The sequence below is a fragment of the Streptomyces sp. NBC_01257 genome, assembly GCF_035917255.1.
GTDB lineage: Bacteria > Actinomycetota > Actinomycetes > Streptomycetales > Streptomycetaceae > Streptomyces.
Genome location: NZ_CP108472.1, coordinates 8252970 through 8278624, shown reverse-complemented (window position 1 = coordinate 8278624; position 25655 = coordinate 8252970). Strand labels below are relative to the sequence as shown.

Below are 25655 nucleotides of genomic sequence, written 5' to 3'. Positions count from 1 at the left end.
GGTGGGCAGGGCGGTCATTCGCTCCGGCGCAGGCGGGGCAGCAGGGGTACGGCCGCCATCAGCACCCAGGTGGTGAGAATGAACGGCCAGGTGAAGGTGTGGCCGCCGAACGGTTTGAAGAAGGACGTCAGCGACGCGGTGAGGCCGGTGGTGGCCGCAGCGCCGAACAGGGCGTAGACCCCGGTCCAGACGGTGTTGGCCATGAACACGGCGCCGATGGCGATCGCGACGAGCACCGCGTTGTATCCGTAGATGCCGTTGGCGATCAGCTCCGTCGGCGCGCCCAGCAGCCACGCGGCGGCGATCCCGGCCGCGCTGCCGGCGGCCGCGTAGAGCACGACGCGCAGGCCGGCCAGCGCGAGGCCGACGAGCATGATCAGGCCGACGTACCAGCTCTCGACCAGGAAGATCTGGGAGACGTTGTTGAAGAACGCGTGCCACAGCGCATCCCACGACCACGCGGTGTCGCCGGTCGTGGTGCTCGACACGGCGGCCGGCGCGCCGTGCCAGACGCGGGCGAAGGACGGGGCGCCGACCACCATGACGCCGGAGACCAGGCAGAAGGGCGCGGTCAGCGGGGTGAGGCCGTACGGCGCGAGGAAGGTGCCGAGGGCCGCCATCAGCAGGGTGCACATGATGGCACCGACGACGGTCAGCACATAGGTGGCGGGGTGGTTGCCGAGTGAGGAGACGAGGGCGATGCCGGTCAGACAGCCCGCGTACCCCTGGAGTCCGAGGGCGATGCTCCCCCGGTCGACGGCCAGTGCGCAGGCGGTGGCCGTGGCGATCAGGGTGCCCAGGGTGGCGAACAGGCCCGTCTCCCACCCCGCCGCCCAGAGTCCGGCGAGGATGACCGCGCCGGTCGCCAGGCCGGGCTGGAGGTCGACCTGGCCCACGCCGCGCAGCGAGGCCAGCAGGTAGGCGGACGGGCGGCGGCGCTCCAGCCGCCGGACGGTGTCCGGCTCGGCGAGGGGCAAGGCGTGCTCCAACGGCTCGGCAGAAGGGGGCCGCAGCGGCGCAAACGACGCGCAGGCATATGACTACTCCTGCCATCAATACATAAGGCGATCGGATAGTCGCGCTGCGTCGTCCCCGGGTAGACCACTCGGGTAGAGCCCCGGACCGCCCCGCGCGCTCGGTCCGGGCCGCCCCGGCCCGCTCCGTAGGTTCGCGGCATGGACCGGAAGATGCCGCTGCACCGACGCACCCACCCCGATCACCATCCGGGGGTGCAGCTGTCGGTCGTCGGCGCCGTCGCGGTCGGCGGCGCCGCCGGGGCCGTTGCCCGGTACGGCGCCGAGCGCCTGTGGCCGAACGGGACGTCGGCCTTCCCGTGGACGATCCTGCTGGTCAACACGGTGGGCTGTTTTCTGATGGGCGTCCTGATGGTCACCCTGAAGCTGCGCTTCCCCGGCGCGCCCCGGCTGGTCAGCCCGCTGCTCGGCACCGGTGTGCTGGGCGGGTTCACCTCGTTCTCGCACTACACGGACAACGTGCGGGAGCTGTTCGGGAACCATCGGCCCGGCTACGCGGTCGGCTGTCTGCTGCTGACCGTGGTGGCCGCACTGGCGGCCGTGACGGCGGGCGCCTTCGCCACCCACGTCGCCTTCGGGCGCTCCCGCGGCACGGCGAGCGACGCCTCATGACCGACTGGCTGCTCGTCCTCGCCGGCGGGCTCGTGGGGGCGCCGCTGCGCTATCTCCTCGGGGTGGACGCGAAGTTCCGCCTCCACTCCCTCTTTCCCTGGGGCACCTTCGCGGCCAACGCGGGCGCGGCCCTGATCCTCGGCTTCGTCGCCGAGGCGGCGACCGACGGGGACCTCGGGACCCGGCTGAACCTGCTGCTCGCCACCGGCTTCTGCGGGGCCCTGTCGACCTGGTCGACGTTCTCCTACGAGCTGCTCACCCTGACCTCGGCCCGTCGGCTGGCCTTGGCGGCGGGCTATCTGCTGCTCACCGTGTGCGCGGGGGTGGGACTCTCGTTCGCCGGGGCCGCCGTCGCCGACGCCGTCTTCTGACCAGCGCGGCACCCGGCACGACCGAGCTCCGGCCCCCGCCCCTCTTCGGGGTGCGGACCGGAGCTCGGGTGGAAGCACTCAGTCGATGCCGGGCAGGATGTGCGGCTCGGCGAGGTCGTCCTCGTAGCCGGCCAGCCGGATCGGCGCGGACCTGGCCCAGACCTCGATGTTGCGGAGCTTCTCGGGCCTGCGGGCCCGCTCTCCGTACCGTTCGGCCGGTCGCTTCTCGTGCTTCGTCAGTTCCGGTGTCGTCACCGCGCACTCCTTTGTGTCGCGTAGCCCCGGGCGAATGCGACGCTCCGGCTTCATATCCGGTGGTCGACCGCCCGTGATGCGGGGCAGGGCAGGATCTTTTCGGTCGCGGTGGCGCCGGGTACGGGGCGGGACGGCGGCCCGGTTGACGGGCCTGTCCCAGGACGGCCGAGGAACCTTCGTGGATCCCTTGGTGGCGTCCGTTCCCCTCAGAGTAACCAAATGAGCGCATCCATGCTCGATGGAACGTGTGCTCTGGGTCACTTTCAGCCACCGAGCAGCGAAAAGACCCGGCCGGGGAGTGTTCCCGGGCCGGGTCTTTCGAGGGGGGCGTGAGGCTGCGGCGGGTGTGACGCCACGGACGCCGTGGGACTCACGGAAGCCGTGGGGCAGCCGGTGACTACCAGTTGGCGGGGGCGTAGTCCTTCAGGAAGCAGCCGTACATCGCCTCGCCGGCTTCGCCGCGGACGATCGGGTCGTAGACGCGGGCGGCACCGTCGACGAGGTCGAGCGGGGCGTGGAAACCCTCCTCGGCCAGGCGCACCTTGTCGGGGTGCGGGCGTTCGTCGGTGATCCAGCCGGTGTCGACGGCGGTCATCAGGATGCCGTCCTTCTCGAACATCTCCTGGGCGCTGGTCCGGGTCAGCATGTTCAGCGCGGCCTTGGCCATGTTGGTGTGCGGGTGGCCCGCGCCCTTGTAGCCGCGGCCGAACACGCCCTCCATCGCGGAGACGTTGACCACGTAGGCGTGCCGGGCCGCCGTGGCCGCCATCGCCGGGCGGAGCCTGCTGATCAGGATGAACGGCGCGGTGGAGTTGCAGAGCTGGACTTCCAGCAGCTCGATCGGCTCGACCTCGTCGACTGTCTGGATCCAGCTGTTGGTGTGGTGCAGGTCCGGGACGAGCCCGCCCGCGTCGATCGCGGTGCCGGCGGCGATCCGCTCCAGCGAGGCCGAACCGGTCACCAGGGCGAGGTCGGTGACGTCCTGCGCGCTCAGCCCGTCCTTGCGGGCGGCCGGCAGCGCCGCCACCCGGTCGACGCTGCCGCTGCCGAAGGTGCCGATCACCTCGGCGGCCGGAAGCTCACCCGCGGGCAGCGGGGCCGACTCCGCGCCGAGCAGTTCGCTGTACGCCTGCGGGGAGCGGCGGACCGTCTGCGCGGCGTTGTTGATCAGGATGTCCAGCGGTCCCTCGGCGGCCACCGAGTCGGCCAGCGCGACGACCTGGGCCGGGTCCCGCAGATCGATCCCGACGATCTTCAGGCGGTGGATCCACTCGTCGCTGTCCGGCATCGCCTTGAAGCGGCGGATCGCGTCGTTGGGGAAGCGCGTGGTGATGGTGGTGTGCGCGCCGTCGCGGAGCAGCCGCAGCGCGATGTACATGCCGATCTTGGCGCGGCCGCCGGTGAGCAGCGCCCGGCGGCCTGTGAGGTCGGTGCGGGCGTCACGCCGGGCGCGGTTCTCCCGGGCGCACGACTGGCAGAGCTGGTGGTAGAACGCGTCGACCTCGACGTACCGCGTCTTGCAGATGTAGCAGGACCTGGGCCGCTGGAGGACGCCCGCGATCTCGGCGGTGGCGGAGGAGGACGGCAGGACGCCCTGGGTCTCGTCGTCGATGCGCTCGGCCGAGCCGGTCGCCGTCGCCTCGGTCACGGCCTTGTCGTGGGCGGTCTTGGCGGCGCGGCGCTCCTGGCGGCGGCGCTGCTTCACCGTGCGGTAGACGCCGGCGGTGGCGCGGCGTACCGCGATGGCGTCCGGGTGGTCGACCTCGATGGAGTCGAGCTCGTCGAGCACGCTCAGGCAGACGGCCAGCCGCTGCGGGTCGATACCGGGACCGAACTCCTCGATACCGGGCACGAGCTCCGGGCCGTCCTCTGTCACCGTCATTGCCGTTCCTCTGTTGCTTGTGCCGCCGGATTCTCTCGGCGGACCGTGGCGCGCCGCCGAGCCGGGCTCACGAGGACTGACGTCCACGGGACTGAGGTCCGGCCGCGGGCTTCTGCGCGAAGCCGCCGCACTGCGGGCCGAACGCCCCCGTCAAGTTTGCCATGTCCCGGGTGCTGCTCCATTCGGGTGCGGGAGCGGTTCCTCCCTGCGCCCGGGCCCGTCCCGCGGGAGTGCCGAAACGGCGGCCGAAAAAGAATCGCATCCAGGAGGCATGACCCCGTCATTAGCGGGCACACGAGGTCCAACGCACTTGGCAACATGGAGGGGCGACATCATGACGAGCACGACGGAGCAGGCCGGCACCATCCTCGGCGGGACGGGCACGCTGCCCGGGCAGAGCGGTGCGGAGGCTTCGGAGCTGCCCTGGATCGAGGACACCGGCAAGGTGGCCCCGAAGGACGCGCGTGCTCTGTCGAAGGTGTTCCTCGACCGTCTGCAGGTCCTCGAGGAGGGCACGCACGAGTACCAGTACGCGCGCAACACCCTCATCGAGATGAACCTCACCCTGGTGCGGTTCGCCGCCTCGCGGTTCCGCAACCGGGGCGGCGACGACACCGAGGACATCATCCAGGTCGGCACGATCGGGCTGATCAAGGCCATCGACCGGTTCGACCTCTCGCGCGAGGTCGAGTTCGCCACCTTCGCCGTCCCCTACATCGTCGGGGAGATCAAGCGCTTCTTCCGGGACACCACCTGGGCGGTGCACGTGCCGCGACGGCTCCAGGAGCTGCGGGTCGACCTCGCCAAGGCCAAGGAGCAGCTCGCCGCGGACCTGGACCGCGACCCGACGGTCAAGGAGCTCGCCGACCACCTCGACCTTCCCGAGGAGGAGATCATCGAGGGGCTCGTCGCGGCCAACGGCTATTCGGCCGGTTCGCTGGACACCCCGTCGGCCGAGACCGACGCCGGCAACGACCAGCGGTCCTTCGCCGACGTGATCGGCGAGCCCGACCCCGGGATGGAGACCGTCGAGAACCTCCACACGCTGGCGCCGCTGCTGGAGCAGCTCGACGACCGCGAGCGCAGGATCGTGCAGATGCGCTTCGGCCAGGAGATGACGCAGTCCCAGATCGGTGCCGAGCTCGGGGTCTCGCAGATGCACGTCTCCCGGCTGATCGCGCGCATCGTCAAGCAGCTGCGGGCGGGGATGTCCGTCGAGGCGTGACCTTCGGCACATGAGAGCATCCCGTCCTATGGATCTCTCCCCACTGGAACTGGCCGTGCACCGGCTTCGTGACGCCGAGGCGGCAGCGGACGCCGGGCGCGCGGACGTCGAACTGGAAGCGGTGCTCGCGGTCCGCGCGGGCGCGGACATCGACGCGGTGTCCGGGCTCGCCGGCATCACCCCGCACGATCTGCTCAGGCTGGAGAAGCTCACCGGGGACATCCCCCCGAGCTGAACCACCAGCGCCCGGACAACCTTCATCAGCCGGACGACGCCCGACCGCACAGCGGCGGGCGTCGTTCACATATGCTGCGGGGCGACGACGGGCAGCCCGCTCGGGCGCGACGAGAGGGTGAACCGTGGCTGAGATGCGTACCAGCTCCCCCACCCGGCATCCGGTTGCGGCGGCGTTTCCGCTGCAGACCGGCTCCGCACCGGCCGGCCGGCCCTCCGTCTGGGACCTCAACGCCGCCATCCTCCTGGTCGAGGACGACGCCGGCGACGCCCTGCTCGTCGAGGAGATGCTCGCCGACGGCGAGCTGGACTCCGCGCTCACCTGGTGCAAGAACCTGACCGAGGCGCTCACCTTCCTCCGCGGCCACCGGACCCCCGTCTGTGTCCTGCTGGACCTGCACCTTCCCGACGTCAACGGCCTGAGTGCCGTGAACCGGATCCTGGAGACCACTCCGGACGCCGCCATCGTGGTGCTGACCGGCCTGGCGGAGGCCGAGGCGGGGCTCGACGCGGTGGCCACCGGTGCGCAGGACTATCTCGTCAAGGGGCGGATCGACCCGCAGGCACTGTCGCGCGCGGTCCGCTACGCCCTCCAGCGCAAGCAGGTCGAGCGGGCGGCGGCGGCCCTGCGCGCCACCCAGCTGATGGCCCAGGAGAACGCGCGCCTCGAACGGGGGCTGCTGCCCGTCCCGCTGCTCAACGACGACGGCTTCGAGGCCGTCGCCACGTACGAGCCGGGCCGTGCCCACGGACTGCTCAGCGGCGACTTCTACGACGTGGTCCAGAGACCCGACGGCACCGTCCACGCCGTGATCGGTGACGTGTCCGGGCACGGTGCGGCGGAGGCAGCCCTCGGGGTCTGCCTGCGGGTGGCCTGGCGCACCGCGGTGCTGTGCGACACCGGCCAGCTCGAACAGCTCGCGCTGCTGGAGGAGATACTCGTCGCCGAGCGTTCCGACCCCCATGTCTTCGCGACCGTCACCTCGCTCGTCTTCCCGCCCGGCGGGGACCACGTCCGCATCGTCAGGGCGGGACACCCGGGGCTCCTGGTACGCAACGGCACGGACATCGACTGGGTGGAGCCCGAGGGCGGCATCGCGCTCGGGCTGCTGCCGGGCCACGGCCAGTGGATCTCGACCGAGCACGCGCTGGCGCCGGGCTCCGGTCTCGTACTCTTCACCGACGGCCTCTTCGAGGGGCGCACCGGACCGGACACCCGGCTGGGCGAGGAAGGACTGCTGGCCATGGCCCGGGACCGGTCCCGACTGCCGGCGCGGCCGTTCGTCGACGCGCTGGTCGCCGGCGCCACCGAAGGGGCGGCCCCTTACGGCGGCCTCGCCGACGATGTGGCCGTGCTGCATCTCGCCTGGAAAAGGAACACCTCATGAGCAGTGACTCGTCGGACGACACCCCGCAGCGGCCCGGACGGCTGGCGCGGCTGTCGGTCCAGAACTGGGTCCATCTGATCCTGGGCGCCTTCGTCCTGGTCGTGTGCGGCTGCCTGGTGGTCGGCGGACTCGTCCTGGCCCGAATATCCGACCGGACCACCGAACTCGTCGACCGCATCCAGCCCGCCCGCTCGGCCTCCTTCCAGCTGCAGAACGCGCTGCTCGACCAGGAGACCGGGGTCCGCGGCTTCGCCCTCACCGGCGACCCCTCCTTCCTCCAGCCGTACGCGGACGGGAAGGTCGACGAGCAGCTGCGCCTGCGGCGGGTCCGCGACGCCATGGGCGGCGGCGACCCGTACGACCGCGATCTGGACCGGATCGCCGCCGCCTCGGCGCAGTGGCGCAAGCAGCACGCCGAACCGCTGATCGCCGCGGTCCGGCGGGACGGCCCGGAGAGCCGGTCGTCGACCAGGAGCGCCGGAAGCAAGGCGGCCTTCGACATGCTCCGGCGGCTCTACACCGCGCAGCAGACCCATCTCGACACCGCCAGGGATCACGCGCGTGCCCAGCTCAATGACGCACGCTCCACCCGTGACAAGGCCCTGATCGCGTTGGTGGCCTGCTTCATCGTGTGCGTGATCGCCCTGAGTCTGCTGCTGCACCGGGTGGTGGGCCGGCCGCTGAACGCACTGGCCGAGGCCTCCCGCCAGGTGCGGTCCGGCACCTTCCGGCGGCGGATCCAGGTGCGCGGGCCGTCCGACGTACGGGCCGTGGCGGCCGCCGTCGAGGACATGCGGTGCCGGCTGGTCGAGGAGCTCGACGCCTCCCAGGAGCGCGAGGAGCTGCTGGCGCAGCAGACGGAGGAGCTCCGCCGCTCCAACTCCGAGCTGGAGCAGTTCGCCTATGTCGCCTCGCACGACCTCCAGGAGCCGCTGCGGAAGGTCGCGTCCTTCTGCCAGCTGCTGGACAAGCGGTACGGGAACGAGCTGGACGGGCGCGGCAAGCAGTACATCGACTTCGCGGTCGACGGCGCCAAGCGCATGCAGGTGCTCATCAACGACCTGCTGACCTTCTCCCGGGTGGGCCGGGTCCATGACAGCTGGAACGCCGTCGATCTCGACCGCGCGCTGGACCGGGGCCTGGCCAATCTGGCACTGGTCATCGAGGAGTCGGGCACCACGGTCGTGCGGGAGGACCCGCTGCCGGAGGTGAACGGCGACGCGACGACGCTCGCGATGATCTGGCAGAACCTGATCGGGAACGCGGTGAAGTTCCGCCGTCCGGACGAGCCGAGCGTCATCACGGTCGGCTGCGTGCGGGAGGAGGACGTCTGGCACTTCACCGTGACGGACAACGGCATCGGGATCGCCCCCGAGTTCGCCGAGAAGGTCTTCGTCATCTTCCAGCGTCTGCACGCCCGCGACGAGTACGACGGCACGGGCATCGGACTCGCCCTCTGCCGCAAGATCATCGAGTTCCACGGCGGCCGGATCTGGCTCGACCCCGAACCCCGCCAGGGAACCCGCATCCACTTCTGCCTGCCCGCCGACGCCGAAACCTCCCCGGCAGCCGCCGGGGAGACGGCGGGCCCCGACGAGATCCCCGGAGACACCGCGTGACCAACCCCGTGCAGCCCATCGAGGTCCTTCTCGTCGAGGACGACCCCGGCGACGAACTCATGACGCGTGAGGCGTTCGAGGACAACAAGATCCGCAACACGCTCCACGTGGTCCGCGACGGGCAGGAGGCGCTCGACTTCCTCTACTGCCGCGGCGCGTACGGCGACGCCCCGCGTCCCGATCTGATCCTGCTCGACCTGAACCTGCCCAAGTACGACGGGCGCCAGGTGCTGGAGCAGATCAAGCAGGACCCCGAGCTCTCGCTCATCCCCGTCGTCGTGCTGACCACGTCCTCCGCCGAGGAGGACATCCTGCGCAGCTACAAACTGCACGCCAACGCCTACGTCACGAAGCCGGTCGACCTCGACCAGTTCATCGCGGCGGTCCGCCAGATCGACGAGTTCTTCGTGACTGTGGTGCGGCTCCCCGGACGTGCGTAACATCTGCTGACATCACCGGGAGTGGGATCTCCCGACGCGGGTACACGACCAGCGAGAAGAGAGGTCCGAGGCCTCCCCCGCTGCGCCCTGGCTGGAGCACATGAACGAACAGGCCATCTCCCGGCCGGACGACTCCCCCAGGAGTTGTCCGCCCACGGAGGCACTGCACAGCGCCGAGGTGTTCGGCGGTGAACCGGGGTGCATCGCCCAGGCGCGCGCCCTGGCCGACCGCTTTCTCGCGCGGCTCGTGGCCGAGTGGATGGCCGTGCTCGGCCCGCACACCCGCAACGATCTGATGCTCGCCGTCAGCGAGCTGGTCACCAACGCCGACCGCTACAGCCACGGTCCCTACCTGCTGGAGCTGGAGGGCACCGCCGAGCGCGTCAGCGTCACGGTGTACGACAGCAGCAGCGCGCTCCCGGTCTTCTACTCCCCCGACCCCGGCCGGCTCGGCGGCCACGGCATGGAGATCGTCGTGGCCCTGTGCGACCGTCTGACGGCCGAGCGGGTGCCGGTCGGCAAGCGCATCCGTGCCGAGTTCATGCTCAGCAGCTGATCGGCCCCGGCGCCGCACGGCCGTGCGGTCAGCCGTCGCTCCCCTGTCTGCCGAACCAGTCGATGCAGACGACCAGCGCGTCATCGAGCGTGTCCGCCTCGCGGTAGTCCGCGAGTTCGCGCAGGACGGCTCCCGGTACCGACGCCGCGGGCAGCAGCCGTGTCGCGAGGATCACCCGGGCCAGGCCGCGTTCCGCGTACGCCTCGCCCTGAGGCGACACGGTGTCGTACACCCCGTCGCTGACGAGCAGCAGCCGGTCGCCGGGGAGTGCCTGGAGCTTCTGCGCCACGTACTGCGACTCCTCGAACATGCCGAGCGGCAGCTGGGCGTCCAGCTCCACCCGGGAGACCGTCCGGCCGCGCAGCCGCCACAGCTGCGGGGAGCCCGCGTCCACCGCGCCGATCCTGCCGGTGGCGAGGTCGAAGCGGAGCAGCAGGGTCGACACATGGGCGCTGCCGCGGTGCTGCTCGTAGAGCGCCTGGTCGGCGAGGGCAGCCTGGTCCGCGATGCCGATCCCGGCCCTTCTGGCGTTGCGCAGCGCGTTCACGGCGAGGTTGGTGAGCAGGGAGGCCTGGATGCCCTCGCCCAGGCCGTTGGTCACCGAGACGGTCAGGTGGTCGCCGTCCGCAGCCCAGTCGAAGTTGTCCCCGTGGATGCCGTAGGCCGGCTCCAGCTGCGCCCCGATGGCGTACTCGGCCGCGATGAAGGCCCGGGCGGGGAGCAGCTGCCACTGCATCTCGGCGGCGAGCGTGAGCCGAGTGATGCGGCGGGCCCGCCGGTAGTGGTCGGTGTCCCGTTCGGCCACGACGATCTCGTGACCCAGAAGATCCGCCACGTGGGCCAGTTCGTCCATGGTCTGCGGGGTGACCGCGTCGGCCGGGAGGCGGACGCTGAGGATTCCGAGGCGCTCGCCCCGTACCGTCACGGGAAAGTGGTGGTCGGCCTCGCCGCCGTGGCCGACGGGCTCCTCGTGGTGGCGCTGGCTGCCGAAGGCCCGGCCCTGCGGGCTGTTGTGCATCGACAGGGCCCGTTCGTGCTCCGGTGCGGTGCCGACCGGCTTGAGCACGGTCATCCCGTAGTCCGCCAGCAGCAGCTGCACGGACCGGGCGCCGTACGCGGCGGCGAGTGCGTCGCGCACCGTCTCCGCCAAGGCGTGCGGCGGGGCTGCGCGTACGGCTCGTTCGATTTCGGTACGGGCGTTCACGGGCTTCCGCTCAATCTTCGTCGGGTGACAGGGATGGGGCCGGGCTGACAGGAGGACGCTTCGGATGACAGAGTGGATGGATGCCCCACCGCACCGGCCTTCCTCACCGTCTCGAACGGGTTTCGGAGGACGTCTGCGCCGCCGCCGAACTGCTGGAGGTGCTGTGGGGGCGGGGCCAGGAGGCCGCACCGCCCGGCACGGTCTCGCCGTCGCAGCTGCGGGCCCTGCTCGTGATCGAGCGGCAGGAGGGCAGCAACCTCCGCTCGCTCGGCGAGGCGCTCGGTTCGCGTGCGCCGTCGGTGAGCAGGCTCTGCGACCGGATGGAGGCCATGGGCCTCGTCCAGCGGGACCCGAGCCCGACGAGCCGCCGTGAGGTCGAGCTCTGGCTGACCGTACGGGGCCGCGCCCTGCTCGAGGAGTGCCGGGCGATCCGCACGCGTGAGCTCTCCGCCGTGCTGGAGCGGATGCAGCCGGCCGAGGTCGCGGCGCTCGCCGACGGGCTCGCCGCGTTCCGCTCGGCAGCCTCTCAGCGGCTCACCTCCGGCCGGAGCCCGGCCGACCGGCTCCGCGAGGACATCGCCGACAGCGCCTAGGTTCATCCAGCCCCTGCTTCCGCGTACCGAGGCACTCCTGGAGGGGGTGCGTACGTTGATCATTGGGGTACAGATTGTTGCCCCATGAAGAATGTTGTCAAATGGCAACTGTTACTTCTATCGTTGGCCCACACCCGCCGCGAGCAGGGACGGACTTGCACCGGACCGTCCACATCAACCGGCTTTCTCCCCGCCATCCAGTGCATCACGAGGTGACCGTGCTTCCATCCCCCAGCGCCGGCAGAGCCATGAGAATCGTCCCACGCCAGGACCACGGAGCGCTGGTCCTCGGCGTGACAGGTGACCTCGACATCGACAACGTCGGTCCGCTCGGCGCCGCGCTGGAGAGCGCGGCGTCGGACGGCGACACGCCGGTCGTCGTCGACCTCTCCGACGTGAGTTTCGCGGACTCGACGACGGTGAACGTGCTGCTTCAGGGCCAGACCCTGCTGGGTCCCCGGCTGCGGCTCGCCGCGCCGTCCCCGTTCATGGAGCGGCTCATCGGGGTGCTGGGCCTCGACAGCGCCCTGCCGGTCTTCCCGACCGTCGCCGAGGCGATCGACCCGCCACTGCCCGCCTGAGTCCACGACGCGCGAGCGCCCTTCCCCCCACGGACGGGGGGAAGGGCGCTCGTGTGCCGTGCGGTGGCCGTCTCAGCCCAGTGCGGGCGGAGCATCCTCGGGCGACGTACCCCACGCTGACGGCTCGCCGCCCACCGTGAAGGAGAGCGAGCGGGCCGAGCGGATGTCGTCCGTCGTGAGGTAGGTGCGCGACTGCGGCGCACCGTCGAGCCGGGCCGACTGGATGTAGCGGTCGGTGTCCGAGGCTCCGGGCGCGCTCACCGTGAGCGACCCGCGCGGGTAGTACCGGCGGTCGAGCTTGATGTCGACGCGCTCGAAGGCGGGCGTGGACAGACCCCAGGTGTCGGTGCCCGGCTGGACCGGGAAGACGCCGATCGAGGAGAGCACCATCCAGGCGGACATGGTGCCGAGGTCGTCGTTGCCCGTCATGCCGGTCGGTCCGTTGGTGAAGAGCGTCAGGGCCGCGTGGACCACGTCGGTGGTCTTCCACGGCTGGCCGGTGGACAGGTAGGTGTACGGGGCGATCAGGTCGGGCTCGTTCTGCGGGTTGTACTTGTCGGCGTTGTAGTACGCGTACGGGCCGTTGACCCACACCTCGCGCGCGGTCTTCGCCGGGTCGGCGAGGAGCTGGTCGTACGCGAAGAAGGAGTCGAGCCGCTGGTTGGCCGCGTCCTTGCCGCCGATCAGGTCGACCATGCCGGGGATGTCCTGCGGCACCATCCACTGGTACTGCCAGGACGTGCCCTCGTGGAAGCCCTCGCTCTCGGCCGGGTCGGCCGGGCCGGTGAAGGCGCCGGAGGCGTCACGGGCCCGGAAGAAGCCGGTCGAGGGGTCGAAGATCTTCCGGTAGTTCTGGGCGCGCGCGTCGTAGCGGGCGGCGTCGGCCTTGTGGCCGAGGTCGCGGGCCATCTCGGCGAGCATGCCGTCGGACAGGGCGTACTCCAGCGTGGCGGAGGCGCCGTGGTCGTAGTCCGAGTCGCCGGGCTTGGCGTGCGGACGGTCCTTGATGTACGGGGCGTAGCCGTCCTTCAGGTACTCGACGTTGGCCTCGCGGCCCACCGGCGCGGAGTCCGTGGCCGGCACCCCGTCGGCGTTCTTCTTCAGGGCGCGGTACGCCTCCTCCTCGTACCCCTTCAGCAGACCCTGCTGGTAGGCGTTGGTGAGGAAGGGGGTGACCGGGTCACCGGTCATGATGTTCGTCTCGACCGTGCCGTAGCCCCACTTGGGCAGCCAGCCGCTCTCGGCGTCGATCCGCAGGACGGATATCGCCATGTCGCGGGACTCGCGCGGGGCGAGCAGCGAGAGCAGCTGGGCCTGGGTGCGGTAGGTGTCCCAGAGGGACCAGTTCTGGTAGTACGTGAAGGCCCCGTGCGCATCGACAGCGCGGTGGGTCTTCTGGTCCCAGCCGGTGTAGCGGCCGTCCACGTCGCTGCCGACGTTGGGTGCGAGGAATGACCGGTAGAGGGAGGAGTAGAAGGTGCGGCGGAGTTCGTCGCTGCCGCCCTGGGCCTTCACGCCTTCGAGGCGGTTTTCCCAGCTGCGCTGCGCGGCGCGTTCGACGTGGTCGAAGCTGCGGCCGCCCTCGGCGCGGAGGTTGAGCGCGGCGCCCTTGGCGTCGACATAGCTCAGGGCGGTGGTCGCCTCGACGGTGCGGTCCTTGCTGGTGTCGAAGCGCAGCCAGGCGCCGTTGCGGGCGTCGGTGGCCGAGGACTTCTTCGAGCCCTCGGTGACGGTGTCGCCGTTCCAGGTGCCGGACGTGGTGAACGGCCGGTCGAAGTGGGTGACGGTGTAGACCGTGTACGCCTTGGTGTCCTGGCAGAAGCCGCTGCCCTTGATCGCGGTCCGCACGGTCCGGTTGTCGAGGATCTCGACCTCGGAGGAGAGCGTCTTGTGCAGCGACTGGCCCGCATTGAGCAGGACGTTGGCCTTGTCGGTGGCCGGGAAGGTGTAGCGCTGCACGCCGGTGCGCTGCGTCGCGGTCAGTTCGGCGTCGATGCCGGTCTTGAGCCCGACCCTGTAGTAGCCGGGGCTCGCCTTCTCGTCGTCGTGGCTGAACTCGGCAGCGTACTTCGCGTAGTCGGTCTCGGTGACGTCACCGGTGGTGGGCAGGGTCGGCAGGTCGCCGCCCAGGCCGCAGCCGACGCCGGAGAGGTGGACCGAGGAGAAGCCGCGGATGTGGTTCTCGCCGTAGTCGTACCCGGTGTTGTGGCCGGTGTCCGGGGAGAGCTGCACCATGCCGAAGGGCACGGATGCGCCGGGGTAGGTGTTGCCCTCGTTCTGGGTGCCGATGAACGGATTGACCAGGTCGGTCAGCCGGCCGTCGGCCCGGGGCGCGGCCTGGGCCGTGGCCCCGGTGGTGAGGACACCGCCCAGGAGCGCGACGGCGGCGAGTGCGGCCGCCGGGCCGCGCAGGCGCGGCCGTGGGATCCGGTGCATGGGGATACTCCTTCGGACAACGTTGTCAGAGCGCGATCATTCTTGGTTCCCCGTTGATGTGCGTCAAGGGGTCGGACGGCGCCGCTCCGGTCCGCCCCCTGCGGGGCGAACCGGAGCGGCCTCGTGGATCAGGCCGCGGGGCAGCCCGCCACGACCGCCTTCGAGGCGTCGCGGATCAGCGCCTGCTGGGCGTCGTGGACCCGCTTCACATCGGGCTTGACGACCCTGCGGTCGTAGGTGAGCAGACCGTTGAGCTCACCCTCCACGTCGGAGATCTGCGTGTACACGGCGCCGTTGCTGCCCTTGCAGGCCAGCGCGTGCACCTCGTCGAGTTTGGTGAGGTAGTCGTCGGTGTAGGTGGCCGGGTCGACCGCGACGTACGACTGCTGCACGGCCCAGGCGTGGCCGGGCACCGCGAGCCCGAGTCCGCCGTACTCGCCGCTGACCAGGGCCCGTCGGCCGTCCGGCTCCGGGAGCGCGGGGCTCGGGTAGCCGTGTTCGTCGATGATGTCGCCGGTGCCGCCGTCGACGCCCAGGTTGATGCCGGACATGCTGTTGACCAGCCGCGTCGGGTCCCAGGCCTTGGCCTGGTCGGCGATGCGGGCCTCGTCGTACTGGCCCCAGCCCTCGTTGAAGGTGACCCACATGACGACGGACGGGTGGCCGGCGTGTTCGTCGATCATCTCCTTCATCTCGTGCTCGTACTCGGCGCGCGCGGCGGCCGACGGGTTGACGGTGTTCATCGCGGGCATGTCCTGCCAGACCATCAGGCCCAGCTTGTCCGCCCAGTAGAACCAGCGGTCGGGCTCGACCTTGATGTGCTTGCGGACCGAGTTGAAGCCCATCGCCTTGTGCATCTTCAGGTCGTACGCGAGTGCCTCGTCGGTGGGCGCGGTGTGCAGCCCGTCCGGCCAGAACCCCTGGTCGAGGGTGGCCATCAGGAAGACCGGCTTGCCGTTGAGCACGGTGCGCTGGGTGCCGTTCACCTTCTCGACGGCGATGGACCGCATCCCGAAGTAGCTGCCGACCCGGTCGGATCCGACGGTGACCTTCAGCTGGTAGAGGTGCGGGTCGTCAGCCGACCACAGGTGTGCGTCCGGGACGCGGACCTTGAGCGCCGAGCCGGTCCGGCCGGTGGCCGAGCCCACCTTGCGCTTGCCGTCGTACACGGTCGCCGTGAACGGGACGCCGTTCCGTACGCCGCGCGCCTCGACGGAGACGTTCCCGCCCGGGACATCGGGGGTGATCTTCAGCGAGTCGGCGTGGTCGGCCGCGACCGGCTCCATCCAGACGGTCTGCCAGATGCCGGACGACGGGGTGTACCAGATGCCGCTGGGGTCCAGGCGCTGCTTGCCCATCGGCGGGTTCTCGCCGTCCTCGGCGTCCGTCGGGTCGTAGACGCCGACGATCAGCTCCTGGGTCCGGCCGGGCTTCAGCGCGTCGGTGACATCGGCGCTGAACTTGTCGTAGCCGCCCTTGTGTTCGGTGACCTTGTGCCCGTTGACGTACACCTCGGACTGCCAGTCCACGGCACCGAAGTTCAGCCGGAGCCGCTGGCCGGAGCCGACCTTCCAGTTCTTCGGGACGGTGAAGGTGCGGCGGTACCACATCCGGTCCTCGTGCCGTTCGATCCCGGACAGCTGGGACTCGACCGGGTACGGGACGAGGATCTTCTCGCCGAGCTTCCTGCCCACCGGGGGCCGCTCCCCCGCCTTCGCCGCGGCGAACTCCCAGGAGCCGTTGAGGTTCTGCCAGTTGTCACGGGTGAGCTGGGGGCGCGGGTACTCGGGCAGGGCGTTCTCCGGCCCCACCTCGTCGGCCCACTTCGTGGTCAGCTGGTACGTGGAGTGGTTGGGCCCGCTGGACCAGAAGGCGCCGACCCGCTTGCCGTCCTCGCCGGCCAGGGCACCGTCCCCGTCGTAGCGGATGTCGGCGAGCCCGGTGGCGTCGCCCGCCTTGTTCCCGACCACCGGCTCCTTGAGGGCGACGGTCAGGCTGCGCGGGTCGGCGGGGTCGGCCCTGACCGCCCCGAGCGGCCACTCCGCGCCGCCGATCACGGCGTCGAGGTGGTTCACGAGACCGGCCGGAAGCGTGCCCAGCTTCTGGGCGAAGTCGAGCTTGAGGGTGCGGCCGTCGGCGAGCACGGTGGCGCCGATGGCCCCGTCGTACGCGAAGTCGTCCGGCAGCCGGAAGGCGGACTGCGGTACGGGCACCTTGGCGCCGCCCGGTTCGGTCCACTTGAGATGGAGGTTGGAGCCTCCCTCGTGCTCGAAGTACTCCACCTTGAAGTCGTAGGCCTTCCCGGCGGTCAACTCGACCGGCTGGGAGGTCTGTTCCTTCTCCCAGTCGTCGACCCAGTGGTCGATGACCGGCTTTCCGTCGATCCAGAGCCGGAAGCCGTTGTCCCCGGTCATCGAGAACGTATGGCTCCCGGTCTTCTCCGGCACGATCTTCCCGGTCCACCGGATGCTGGCGTCGTCGGCCTGCCCGGTGGCCGACGTCAGCCGCGACTCCAGGGTCGGGAAGTCGATGGAGGGGTCGAATCCGGTGGCCTTGAGCTCCCCGAAGTCGAAGGCGCCGGGGGCGGACTGGGTGTAGTACTCCCCCTTCAGCCCCTGCACCTCGGGAGCGTCTCCGGGGTCCGTTCCGGCCGCCGATGCGGCTGGTACGGCGGACAGGCCGGCAGCCCCCACGACGGCTGCCAGGAACAGAATCAGTCTCTTGTCGATGCGCACGGATCCTCCTTGGTGAGGAAGGGTGGCGGCTCGCTGCCACACGATGTACAACGTTGGAAGGAATGGCAGTTGGCATGACAACACGCCGGACGCGGCGCTGTCCAGGTCCATGACAAGCCCCGGTGCGGGGCGGAGGAGAGCCGGAAGAGCCCAGGTCAGAGCCCTGGACAGGACGGTGTGGAGCGGATCGCCACACCGCCTTTAGGCGTGCCCGGGAACTCCGCGCAAAGGCAGCGGGCCAGACGGTGGGTCAGACGAGCTGGTAGAGGCTCTTGGCGACGAGCCAGAATCCGGCCAGCAGGGACAACGTCACGATCACCTGGTCCTGGTGGCTCTCCATCCACTCGCGCAGCGCGGCGAGTTCCGACCGCGCCCGTGCGGGCCGGAAGGTCGCGTAGAGCTCCATCGCCAGCAGGCCGCAGGTGGCCAGCAGACAGAAGACCAGCAGCGCCACGTACGAGGCGAGGGAGGTCAGGTGCGCCTGGACGACGGTGGCTGCGCCCGCCGCGACCAGGCCCCAGGGCTGCAGGATGACGCCCAGTCCGGCGGCGGTCCACCCGGAGACGCTGTCAAGCCGCGCCAGCCACTTGGGCGTCCGGCGCGGCCGGTTGCGCCGGCGCCGTTTCAGCTCCGCGTACGCCACCATGCCGAGGCCCAGCAGGAGTTTGAGCGCCAGGGCGAGGGTGGAGGGCGCGCTCCTGGGCGCGGGCGGCTTGCCACCGGTCAGCAGGATCACCGCGGCGAGGACCAGGACGAGACAGCCGAGCCAGGCCAGGATGAACGCCAGCCCCTTGCGCACTCCACGGGGCGCGGAGAGCAGCAGGATGAACGCGCTGTTGTGCAGGGGACCCAGATTGATGGCCACCCCGATGACGACGAGATCCAGAACCATGCGCGGCGCTCCGCTCTCCGTCGACTTCGCAACCTGTTCGGCCGCCCTCAACCTCCGTCGGAGCGCCCGGGCAGCCTGCGCGGGGCCTCGTCGAAGACGCAGTCACCGCACAGTCCGCCGCCCGGCAGACGGTAGTAGAGGCAGCAGGTCTTCCGCCGGAAGGCCGGTCCGTGCGGCGCCCCCGTGTCGCGCAGGTCCGGGTGGTCGAAGAGCTCCGCGGCCAGGGCGCGGGTGCGCGCGGCGACGTCCGCGCGGCCGTGGGCCCTTGCCCACACGATCAGTTGGCGCACCGCTCCCGCCAGCGCGGATCCGGCGTTGCCCCACAGCAGCCGGACCGGGACCGGGGTGTCCCGGCGGATCGCCGCGCCGAGCGGTTCGAGGTGGCCGTACTGCACGACCTCCCGGATCCGGGCGGCGGAGCCCTGAAGGGTCTCGACGGCGGCCGGCCACAGGTCGTCGGGGGCGGCCGCACGGGGGTCCCAGTACAGGCTGTCGGCCCGCACGGCGGGAAAGCCGCCCGTCACGGCCGCAGGTCCCAGCGCGACGGACCAGAGCCGCGCGGCGAGCCCCAGCTGCGCGACGGACGCGGCGACGCGCCGCTCGGACGTCCCGAGGCGTTCGGCGACGGTGTCGATGCGGGCCGTGAGCGGTGCGTCCTCCCCCGCGTACAGCCGTGCCAGCGGCAGGTGCCCGTCGCCCGGCACCGGCCCCGACCGCAACGTGAAGAACCCGCCCGGGGAGACCTCCTCGTCCTCGCTCATCGCCGGTTCGCTCCCCCTCCGCCCGGCCACCCGGTGTGACGTCCCGCATACCCGCGGTGCCGCGGCTCGCGGTTCACCGTACCCGTGCGGGATGATCGTTCTGACGTCGGCCACAGGGAGGACTACCGTCGGGAGGAGGACACCGGGACCACTCCCGTACTACCAAAGCAGTACGTCGAATCGCCGTCTCAGGGACGACGACGCGGCGGCTTTGAAGGGAGATCGTGGTGTACATGAGTTCCCTCGCGTTGTCCGTGCTGCTGTCACTGGTCTCCGCGGTCGCCTATGCGGCCGGGGCGATCGTCCAGGAGCGCGTGGCCACGGCCTCCGACGGCCGCTCACTCGCACCGCTGCGCGACCGGGTCTGGTGGGCCGCGGTCGCGCTGAACGGCGTGGGCGCCGTGCTCCACGTGGTGGCCCTGGCCTACGGTCCGCTGAGTCTCGTGCAGCCGCTGGGCGCCCTGACCATCGTCTTCGCCCTGCCGATGGCCGCTGTCTTCGTCCGCCGCAAGGCGGGAGCGACCGCCTGGCGCGGCGCGATCATGGCGACCGTGGGTCTGGCGGGGCTGCTGGCCCTGACCGGAGGTTCCGACGCGCACGGCCTGGGCGGTCCGCAGCAGCTGATGCTCGCCGTCGTGACGTTCGGTGCGGTGGCCGCGCTCATCCTGCTCGCGAAGGCCATGCGCCGGCCGGTGATGCGCAGTGTGGTCCTGGCCGGGGCGGCGGGCGTCGCCTTCGGTATCGCGTCGGTGTACACGAAGACCGTGGCCATGGAATGGACCTCGGGCTCGGTCGGCGCGGGCCTGCCGACGCTGCTGGTGATCGCGGCGCTCGCGGCGTTGGGGCTGCTGCTCTCCCAGGCCGCGTACCGGGGCGCGGGCCTGACCGCCCCGCTCGCGACGGTGACCGTGGTGAACCCGGTGGTGGCGGCCGCGGTCGGCATCACACTGTTCGGTGAGCAGTTCCGGCACGGCACCCTGGGCACGCTGCTCGCCCTGCTCTGCGGGGCCGTCGCGGCCGGTGGCCTGATCATGCTCACCACGGAGCGGATGGGGGCGGAGCACCGCGAGGACCGGGGTACGGCAGACGACGCCACGCGGCCGCAAGCGGAGGCGGACCCGGTTCCGGACGCCACCGATCCCCCGGCGCAGGGGCGCACTGCCTCGGGAGCCGGTGTGGCCGCGCAGTCGGCGGCGTCCTCGTCCGCAGGTGATCCGGGTGAGGGCGACGGGGATTTCGGCGGGCCCGCCGGCTCGCCGGACCAGGCGGGCACCGCGGCGGACCGGGTGCTCGCGCCGGCGGACGCGGTGGGCGGCGCGCTGCCGCAGCCGGCCAGGTCGACGACGCCGACCGTGGTGACCTTTCCCGAGCGCGTGGGACCGATGCCGTCGGCGACGGCCGCGGAGACGTATCCGGCGCCACTGCCGTTGCCCGTGCGGATGCCGCTGGAGCGCCGGGTGGGTCAGGTCGAGTTCGGACCGGACGCCCGGCCGGCCGGCGCGCGAAAGGCCGGGTCGTCCGCGGCGTCCACCGCTTCTGCCGTCGAGGCCGGTGACCGGCCCGGCGTTCAGACCCTGACGCCGCCCGCCCGGAGGTAGGCCAGCGGGTCGATGTCGGAACCGTAGCCGGGGCCCGTGCGGACCTCGAAGTGCAGGTGCGGGCCCGTGACGTTGCCGGTGGAGCCGGAGCGGGCGATGCGCTGCCCCCCGCCCACGTGCTGCCCCGAACGCACGAGGAGCGAGGACAGGTGCGCGTACTGGCTGTACTTGCCGTCGCCGTGCCGGATGACGATCTGGTAGCCGTACGCCCCCGCCCAGCCCGCCGAGACCACGGTGCCGGGCGCCACCGCCTTCACCGAAGTGCCGGTGGGCACCGGGAAGTCGACGCCCGTGTGATAGCCGCTCGACCAGGAACCCGCCTGGTGGTACGGGGTCCCGGTGCGCGCCGCCACGGGGGCGGTGAGCCCGGAGTGCTTCTCCGCCCGCTCGGTCTTGTGGCTCTCGGTCTTCTTCGGCTTCGGCTTCGGTCTCGCCTGCTGCGTCTGCTTGGGCTGTGCGGCCGGCTTGGGCGGTGCCGTCCGCTTGGGCTGTGTCCGCTGCTTCTGCTCGGCCGCCTGCTGCTTCTGCCGCTCGGCCGACTCCTTGTGCTCCGGCTGCGCCTGCTTCTTGGGCGCGGCCGATTCCTTCGGCCTGGCCCGGGGCGCGGTGTCCGTCTTCGGCGCGGTGCCGGCGATGGTGCGCGGGGCCCCGGTCAGGTCGAGGCTCAGCCGCTGGCCCGGGAAGATCAGGTCCGGGTCGTCGCCGACGACCTTGCGGTTCGCCGAGTAGAGCCGCTGCCAGCCGCCTTCGAGGTGCCGGTCGGCCGCGATCCCGGAGAGCGAGTCGCCGCGCGCCACGGTGTACGCGTCACGCTTGCCCGGCACCGTGGTCGGGGTGGCGGGCGCCGAGGTCCGCTTCGCCTCGGCCCTCTTCGGCGTCACGGGCCGGGTCCGCTCGGTCTGCGGGCTGATGTCGGGGGTGCCGCCGCCGCGCGTGAGGCCCGCCTTGCCGGAGCAGACCGGCCAGGCGCCCGGCCCCTGCCCGTCGAGGACCTTCTCCGCGATGGCGATCTGCTGGTCCCTGCTGGCCAGGTCCGCGCGCGACGCATAGGCCGTGCCGCCGTACGCCGCCCAGGTCGACCGGGTGAACTGCAGGCCGCCGAAGTAGCCGTTGCCGGTGTTGATGTGCCAGTTGCTGGTGGATTCGCACGCGGCGACCTTGTCCCACACATCACCTGACGCCGCGCCGGCCGATGCGGCGGTGATCAGCGGGAGCGCAAGGCCCGCACCACCCGCCGTGACCGTCAGCGAGGCACGGTTGATGCGGCTCGGCTGGTATCTGCGGTGCCGTCCGTTCGCGGCCATGAATTGGCTCCCCCACAGGCAGTAGGACACGTCGCAAGCGGTCAACTTATGTGCAGACAGCGGGTGATGACAAGAGCACAGCGAGTTCCGGCCACGGCCGCGCACGGGGCTCCGGACACCCCCGCCCGCGGCGGTCCCCCATTGACACGGTCGCTGTCGGCCAGCGACGCTGGGCGCGACAGACCGGGAGAGCGCTCTCCGATCGGTGGGGAGCGGGGGTGAAGGGGCAGGGCCGCCATGACGGACGAAGAGATCGATCCGCTGCTGGAGAAGCTCGACGCGGCGCAGAAGGTACGTCTGCTGACCGGCGCGAGCACCTGGCGCACACACGCCGAACCGGCCGTCGCACTGCGCCCCCTCACCCTCTCCGACGGACCCGCCGGGGTACGCGGCGAGACCTGGGACGAGCGGCAGACCTCGCTGGTCCTGCCCTCCCCGACCGCGCTGGCCGCGTCCTGGGACGAGCGCCTGCTCACGGATCTCGGTGCGCTGCTCGCGGCGGAGGCCCGGCGCAAGGGAGTGGACGTGCTTCTCGCCCCCACGCTGAATCTGCACCGGTCCCCGCTGGGCGGCCGGCACTTCGAGTGCTTCTCCGAGGACCCGCTCCTCACCGGGCGGACCGGTGCCGCGCTGATCAAGGGCATCCAGTCCGGCGGGGTCGCCGCCACCGCCAAGCACTTCGTCGCCAACGACGCCGAGACGGACCGGCTGAATGTCGATGTCCGCATGGACGAACAGACGCTCCACGAGCTCTATCTCGCCCCGTTCGAGGCCGCGGTGGAGGCCGGCGTGTGGGCGGTCATGTCCGCGTACAACAAGGTCGGAGGCGTCACCATGTCGGCCTCCCCGCTGCTGGCGGACCCGCTGAAGGAGGAGTGGGGCTTCGAGGGGCCCGTGGTCTCCGACTGGGGCGGGCTGCGCACCCTTCTGGACACCGCGCGCTCCGCGCAGGACCTGGCGATGCCGGGACCCGACAGCCCGTGGGCGGCCGGTCTGCTCGCCGCACTGGAACAGGGCTCGGTGTCCCCGGGCGCGGTCGACGACAAGGTGCGGCGGCTGCTCCGGCTCGCCGGGCAGGTGGGCGCGCTCGGCGCGCCCGGTCCGGTGTGGCGGCCGGTGGTGGCGCCCGGGGCACAGCGGGCGCTGCTGCGCCGGGCCGTCACGGCGGGCTCGGTACTGCTCCGCAACGAGGGGGGTCTGCTGCCGCTGGACCGCGCGGGTCTGCGTTCGGTCGCGGTCATCGGTCCGCACGCCACGGCGGTTCGCATCCAGGGCGGGGGCAGCGCGGAGGTGTTCCCCGACGCGGTGGTGACACCGCTGGCCGGGATCGAGGCGGCGCTCGAAGGAGCGGCCACGGTGACGTACCACCCGGGCCTGCCGCCGTCCGACCGTCCGCTCCCCCTCGCCCTGGACCACTCGCGCGATCCGCGGACCGGCGAACCGGGCGTGCTCGTCCGGCTGCTGGACGCCGACGGGGAGGAACTCCACGCCGAGCACCGGCTGTCCGGACGGATCGTGGAGCCCTCGGTCGTGCTCGCCGACGCTGCCGCCGTGGAGATCCGCGCCCTGTTCCGGCCCGCAGACGGCGGCGTGTGGACCTGGGCGATGGGCGGCTGGGGCAGCCTCTCACTGACCGTGGACGGAAGGGAGCTGCTCTCCGGAACGTTCCCGCTGGACAGCGACGATCCGACCCGGGTCCATGTCGCCCCACCCCTGCGCTCCGTGCGGGCCGAACTGGCCGCGGGCGAGGAGGTGGAGGTGGTGGCACGGCGCTCGCTCGACCCCGGGACCGGTGTGGCGACGGTGCTGGCCGCCGCGCCGCCGGCCGGGGACGCGGCGTCGGCGCTCGCCCGGGCGGTGGCCGCCGCGCGGGCGGCCGATGTCGCGGTGGTGGTCGTGGGCACGACGGAGGAGAGCGAGTCGGAGGGGCACGACCGGGAGAGCCTCGCCCTGCCGGAGGGCCAGGACGCGCTGGTACGGGCCGTGGCGCGGGCCAATCCGCGCACGGTCGTCGTGGTGAACGCGGGCGGCCCGGTCGCCCTGCCCTGGCACACCCGGGTACCCGCGCTGCTGCTCACCTGGTTCCCTGGCCAGGAGGCCGGGGACGGGCTGGCGGACGTCCTGTTCGGGCGGGCCGAGCCGGGTGGCCGGCTGCCGACCACCTGGGGCGCCGCCCAGGACGACGTACCGGTGCTCGGCACCACCCCCGCGCCCGACGGGCGGCTGCACTACGAGGAGGGCCCGCACATCGGCTACGCGGCCTGGCTACGGTCCGGGGCCTCGCCCGCTTACTGGTTCGGGCACGGCCTCGGCTACACGGACTGGGAGTACGGGACGCTGACCGCCCCGGACACGGTCCGGGCCGGGGACGCCTTCGACGTACGCGTACGGGTCCGCAACACGGGACGGCGGCGCGGCCGCGAAGTGGTCCAGGTGTACGTGACCAGGAGCGGGTCGGCGGTCGAGCGGCCGGCCCTGCGCCTGATCGGGTACGCGGCGGTCGAGGCGGATCCCGGCGAGAGCGTGGTCGCGGTGGTCCGGGTGTCGGGGCGGGCCCTCGCGCACTGGTCGGTCGCGCGCCACGGGTGGGACACGGAGGCGGGCGGCTTCACGCTGCTGAGCGGCCGTTCGGCGGGCGATCTGCCGCTGACCGCCTCCCTGACCGCCGTCCCGGCGCACACCCCGGCCGGTACGGGCTCCGGTAACGGTTCGGATCGCGATGGAGAGCGCTCTCCGCTGATGCTATAAATGCGCTCATGACGGATGATCTGCGCTCGGCCGGAACACCCACCCTTGAGGACGTGGCGAGGGCGGCCGGTGTCTCCCGCGCCACCGTCTCCCGGGTGATCAACGGCGTACGGAATGTCGACCCGGTGATCCAGGAGGCCGTGCGCCGGGCGGTCGCCCTCACCGGGTACGCGCCCAACCGCGCGGCCCGCTCGCTGGTGACCCGGCGCACCGACGCCATCGCCCTGGTGGTGTCCGGTGCGGGTGTGGAGCCGGAACCGGCCGCCGGCGGGCAGGCCGCGGACCCGGCCGACCCCGAGAACGGCTCGTCCTTCACCGCGCAGGTCTTCGCCGACCCGTTCTTCGGCCGGGTGGTGACCGGGGTGGTCAACTACCTCAGGCCGCGCGGGATGCACCCGGTGCTGATGTTCGCCGAGACCTCACGGGCGCGCGAGGACGTGGTCTCGTTCCTGCGCCAGGGCAGCGCGGACGGGGCGCTGGTCGTCTCGACCCACGCGGAGGACCCGCTGCCCGGTCTGCTCACGGACGCGGGCCTGCCCGCGGTGCTGTACGCCCGGCCCGCCAGGCCGGTCCGGATCAGCTACGTCGACCTCGCCCACCAGGACGGTGCCCGGCTGGCCGCCGAACACCTGCTGGCGCGGGGCTGCCGCCGCATCGCGACCATCGCCGGCCCCCTCGACGTGCCGGCCGGGCAGGAGCGGCTGGCCGGCTTCCGCGACACGATGGCGCGCAGCGGACATCCGTACATCCCGATCGCCGAGGGGCAGTTCACCCAGGAGAGCGGCGAGGCGGCGATGGAGCGGCTGCTGGTGGAGCACCCCGATCTGGACGCGGTGTTCGCCGCCAACGACCTGATGGCGATGGGCGCCTGCCATGTCCTGCGGGAACACGGCAAGCGGGTGCCCGAGGACGTCGCGGTGATCGGCTTCGACGACAGCAGCGCGGCATCCGCCTGCCGCCCGCCCCTGACCACGATCCGCCAGCCGGTGGAGGCGATGGCCGCCGAGATGGCCCGGCTGCTGATCGACCGGCTGTCGAAGCCGGACGGGGCGGCGACGTCGGTGATCTTCGAACCCGCGCTGGTGGTACGCGACTCGGCGTAGCCCGTCGCCGGACGGAGTACGGCTCGGACCTGGCATCGGCCGCCGCCCCGGGTGTCGTGCTGCCCCGCCGCGGCGGAAGGGATC

General features: G+C 71.7%; 22 protein-coding genes. 13 read left to right on the top strand and 9 right to left on the bottom strand.

Features of this window, described 5'->3' with window-relative positions; translation table 11 throughout:
* Window positions 1-14 precede the first annotated feature (14 nt).
* A complete protein-coding gene (locus OG408_RS36055) occupies window positions 15-977 on the bottom strand; it encodes an urea transporter (RefSeq protein ID WP_326673746.1) in 963 nt (320 codons plus the stop codon).
* Window positions 978-1175: 198 nt separating this feature from the next.
* Here OG408_RS36055 and OG408_RS36050 point away from each other — a divergent pair, with 198 nt between their 5' ends.
* Both OG408_RS36050 and OG408_RS36045 read left to right on the top strand, forming a co-directional pair.
* Window positions 1176-1646: a fluoride efflux transporter FluC gene (locus tag OG408_RS36050; protein WP_285569630.1), complete on the top strand. Its 471-nt coding sequence runs from the start codon at window positions 1176-1178 to the stop codon at window positions 1644-1646.
* Window positions 1643-2017, top strand: coding sequence for a fluoride efflux transporter FluC (locus tag OG408_RS36045; RefSeq protein WP_285569628.1), 375 nt, complete (start codon window positions 1643-1645; stop codon window positions 2015-2017). The genes OG408_RS36050 and OG408_RS36045 overlap by 4 nt, the downstream gene beginning before the upstream one ends.
* Window positions 2018-2095: 78 nt before the next feature.
* On the opposite strand, the gene OG408_RS36040 is transcribed toward OG408_RS36045, so the two are convergent.
* Together OG408_RS36040 and OG408_RS36035 are read right to left on the bottom strand one after the other, a co-directional pair.
* Window positions 2096-2272 carry a hypothetical protein gene (locus tag OG408_RS36040; protein WP_266785935.1) on the bottom strand — a complete coding sequence of 59 codons (177 nt, stop codon included), beginning with the start codon at window positions 2270-2272 and terminating at the stop codon, window positions 2096-2098.
* Window positions 2273-2669: 397 nt separating this feature from the next.
* Window positions 2670-4154 (bottom strand): SDR family NAD(P)-dependent oxidoreductase, encoded by a 1485-nt coding sequence (locus tag OG408_RS36035; protein ID WP_266785933.1) that lies wholly within the window; start codon window positions 4152-4154, stop codon window positions 2670-2672.
* Between the two features lie 334 nt (window positions 4155-4488).
* On the opposite strand from OG408_RS36035, the gene OG408_RS36030 reads away from it, so the two are divergent.
* The 6 genes from OG408_RS36030 to OG408_RS36005 all read left to right on the top strand — a co-directional run bounded on the left by OG408_RS36030 (window position 4489) and on the right by OG408_RS36005 (window position 9616).
* Window positions 4489-5379 (top strand): RNA polymerase sigma factor SigF, encoded by an 891-nt coding sequence (locus tag OG408_RS36030; RefSeq protein WP_285569622.1) that lies wholly within the window; start codon window positions 4489-4491, stop codon window positions 5377-5379.
* Window positions 5380-5407: 28 nt separating this feature from the next.
* Complete coding sequence (locus tag OG408_RS36025; RefSeq protein ID WP_266785929.1) at window positions 5408-5614, top strand: hypothetical protein; 207 nt, start codon at window positions 5408-5410, stop codon at window positions 5612-5614.
* A gap of 133 nt (window positions 5615-5747) precedes the next feature.
* On the top strand, window positions 5748-7001 hold the full coding sequence (locus tag OG408_RS36020; protein ID WP_266785927.1) for a PP2C family protein-serine/threonine phosphatase: 1254 nt from the start codon (window positions 5748-5750) through the stop codon (window positions 6999-7001).
* Window positions 6998-8620, top strand: a complete 1623-nt coding sequence (locus OG408_RS36015) for a sensor histidine kinase (RefSeq protein ID WP_326673745.1) — start codon at window positions 6998-7000, stop codon at window positions 8618-8620. The genes OG408_RS36020 and OG408_RS36015 overlap by 4 nt, the downstream gene beginning before the upstream one ends.
* Window positions 8617-9060, top strand: a complete 444-nt coding sequence (locus tag OG408_RS36010; RefSeq protein ID WP_266785923.1) for a response regulator — start codon at window positions 8617-8619, stop codon at window positions 9058-9060. Before OG408_RS36015 ends, OG408_RS36010 begins: the two co-directional genes overlap by 4 nt.
* Before the next feature lie 100 nt (window positions 9061-9160).
* Entirely contained in the window at window positions 9161-9616 is a 456-nt protein-coding gene (locus OG408_RS36005; protein WP_266785921.1) for an ATP-binding protein, read from the top strand.
* A 28-nt stretch (window positions 9617-9644) separates the two neighbouring features.
* Here the strand turns inward: OG408_RS36005 and OG408_RS36000 are convergent, their stop codons facing one another.
* Entirely contained in the window at window positions 9645-10820 is a 1176-nt protein-coding gene (locus OG408_RS36000) for a PP2C family protein-serine/threonine phosphatase (RefSeq protein WP_266785919.1), read from the bottom strand.
* A gap of 80 nt (window positions 10821-10900) precedes the next feature.
* Between OG408_RS36000 and OG408_RS35995 the strand changes: the two genes are divergently transcribed.
* Complete coding sequence (locus tag OG408_RS35995) at window positions 10901-11413, top strand: MarR family winged helix-turn-helix transcriptional regulator (RefSeq protein ID WP_266785917.1); 513 nt, start codon at window positions 10901-10903, stop codon at window positions 11411-11413.
* Window positions 11414-11661: 248 nt separating this feature from the next.
* Window positions 11662-11994 carry an STAS domain-containing protein gene (locus OG408_RS35990; RefSeq protein ID WP_266785915.1) on the top strand — a complete coding sequence of 111 codons (333 nt, stop codon included), beginning with the start codon at window positions 11662-11664 and terminating at the stop codon, window positions 11992-11994.
* A 72-nt stretch (window positions 11995-12066) separates the two neighbouring features.
* On the opposite strand, the gene OG408_RS35985 is transcribed toward OG408_RS35990, so the two are convergent.
* The 4 genes from OG408_RS35985 to OG408_RS35970 all read right to left on the bottom strand — a co-directional run bounded on the left by OG408_RS35985 (window position 12067) and on the right by OG408_RS35970 (window position 18818).
* The gene (locus OG408_RS35985) at window positions 12067-14430 is read right to left on the bottom strand and encodes a GH92 family glycosyl hydrolase (protein WP_285569615.1); all 2364 of its coding nucleotides are present in this window, start codon (window positions 14428-14430) and stop codon (window positions 12067-12069) included.
* A 128-nt stretch (window positions 14431-14558) separates the two neighbouring features.
* Window positions 14559-17165, bottom strand: coding sequence for a PA14 domain-containing protein (locus tag OG408_RS35980; RefSeq protein WP_326673744.1), 2607 nt, complete (start codon window positions 17163-17165; stop codon window positions 14559-14561).
* Between the two features lie 250 nt (window positions 17166-17415).
* Entirely contained in the window at window positions 17416-18057 is a 642-nt protein-coding gene (locus OG408_RS35975) for a GAP family protein (RefSeq protein ID WP_266785909.1), read from the bottom strand.
* A gap of 47 nt (window positions 18058-18104) precedes the next feature.
* A complete protein-coding gene (locus OG408_RS35970) occupies window positions 18105-18818 on the bottom strand; it encodes a (2Fe-2S)-binding protein (protein WP_326673743.1) in 714 nt (237 codons plus the stop codon).
* Window positions 18819-19042: 224 nt separating this feature from the next.
* On the opposite strand from OG408_RS35970, the gene OG408_RS35965 reads away from it, so the two are divergent.
* Window positions 19043-20416 (top strand): DMT family transporter, encoded by a 1374-nt coding sequence (locus OG408_RS35965; protein ID WP_442806094.1) that lies wholly within the window; start codon window positions 19043-19045, stop codon window positions 20414-20416.
* On the opposite strand, the gene OG408_RS35960 is transcribed toward OG408_RS35965, so the two are convergent.
* Window positions 20386-21720: a transglycosylase family protein gene (locus tag OG408_RS35960; protein ID WP_326673741.1), complete on the bottom strand. Its 1335-nt coding sequence runs from the start codon at window positions 21718-21720 to the stop codon at window positions 20386-20388. The genes OG408_RS35965 and OG408_RS35960 overlap by 31 nt on opposite strands.
* 237 nt (window positions 21721-21957) lie before the next feature.
* Here OG408_RS35960 and OG408_RS35955 point away from each other — a divergent pair, with 237 nt between their 5' ends.
* Both OG408_RS35955 and OG408_RS35950 read left to right on the top strand, forming a co-directional pair.
* The gene (locus OG408_RS35955; RefSeq protein ID WP_326673740.1) at window positions 21958-24468 is read left to right on the top strand and encodes a glycoside hydrolase family 3 C-terminal domain-containing protein; all 2511 of its coding nucleotides are present in this window, start codon (window positions 21958-21960) and stop codon (window positions 24466-24468) included.
* 8 nt (window positions 24469-24476) lie between these two features.
* A complete protein-coding gene (locus OG408_RS35950) occupies window positions 24477-25571 on the top strand; it encodes a LacI family DNA-binding transcriptional regulator (protein WP_285569604.1) in 1095 nt (364 codons plus the stop codon).
* Window positions 25572-25655 lie beyond the last annotated feature (84 nt).

Bases quoted from the DNA above. Each gene is read 5' to 3' on its own strand.
- OG408_RS36030 (WP_285569622.1), top strand. From the start codon at position 4,489: ATGACGAGCACGACGGAGCAGGCCGGCACCATCCTCGGCGGGACGGGC.
- OG408_RS36045 (WP_285569628.1), top strand. From the start codon at position 1,643: ATGACCGACTGGCTGCTCGTCCTCGCCGGCGGGCTCGTGGGGGCGCCG.
- OG408_RS35985 (WP_285569615.1), bottom strand. From the start codon at position 14,430: ATGCACCGGATCCCACGGCCGCGCCTGCGCGGCCCGGCGGCCGCACTC.
- OG408_RS35960 (WP_326673741.1), bottom strand. From the start codon at position 21,720: ATGGCCGCGAACGGACGGCACCGCAGATACCAGCCGAGCCGCATCAAC.
- OG408_RS35950 (WP_285569604.1), top strand. From the start codon at position 24,477: ATGACGGATGATCTGCGCTCGGCCGGAACACCCACCCTTGAGGACGTG.
- OG408_RS36035 (WP_266785933.1), bottom strand. From the start codon at position 4,154: ATGACGGTGACAGAGGACGGCCCGGAGCTCGTGCCCGGTATCGAGGAG.
- OG408_RS36025 (WP_266785929.1), top strand. From the start codon at position 5,408: ATGGATCTCTCCCCACTGGAACTGGCCGTGCACCGGCTTCGTGACGCC.
- OG408_RS35990 (WP_266785915.1), top strand. From the start codon at position 11,662: ATGAGAATCGTCCCACGCCAGGACCACGGAGCGCTGGTCCTCGGCGTG.
- OG408_RS36020 (WP_266785927.1), top strand. From the start codon at position 5,748: ATGCGTACCAGCTCCCCCACCCGGCATCCGGTTGCGGCGGCGTTTCCG.
- OG408_RS35995 (WP_266785917.1), top strand. From the start codon at position 10,901: ATGCCCCACCGCACCGGCCTTCCTCACCGTCTCGAACGGGTTTCGGAG.
- OG408_RS35975 (WP_266785909.1), bottom strand. From the start codon at position 18,057: ATGGTTCTGGATCTCGTCGTCATCGGGGTGGCCATCAATCTGGGTCCC.
- OG408_RS36005 (WP_266785921.1), top strand. From the start codon at position 9,161: ATGAACGAACAGGCCATCTCCCGGCCGGACGACTCCCCCAGGAGTTGT.
- OG408_RS35970 (WP_326673743.1), bottom strand. From the start codon at position 18,818: ATGAGCGAGGACGAGGAGGTCTCCCCGGGCGGGTTCTTCACGTTGCGG.
- OG408_RS36015 (WP_326673745.1), top strand. From the start codon at position 6,998: ATGAGCAGTGACTCGTCGGACGACACCCCGCAGCGGCCCGGACGGCTG.
- OG408_RS36050 (WP_285569630.1), top strand. From the start codon at position 1,176: ATGGACCGGAAGATGCCGCTGCACCGACGCACCCACCCCGATCACCAT.
- OG408_RS35955 (WP_326673740.1), top strand. From the start codon at position 21,958: ATGACGGACGAAGAGATCGATCCGCTGCTGGAGAAGCTCGACGCGGCG.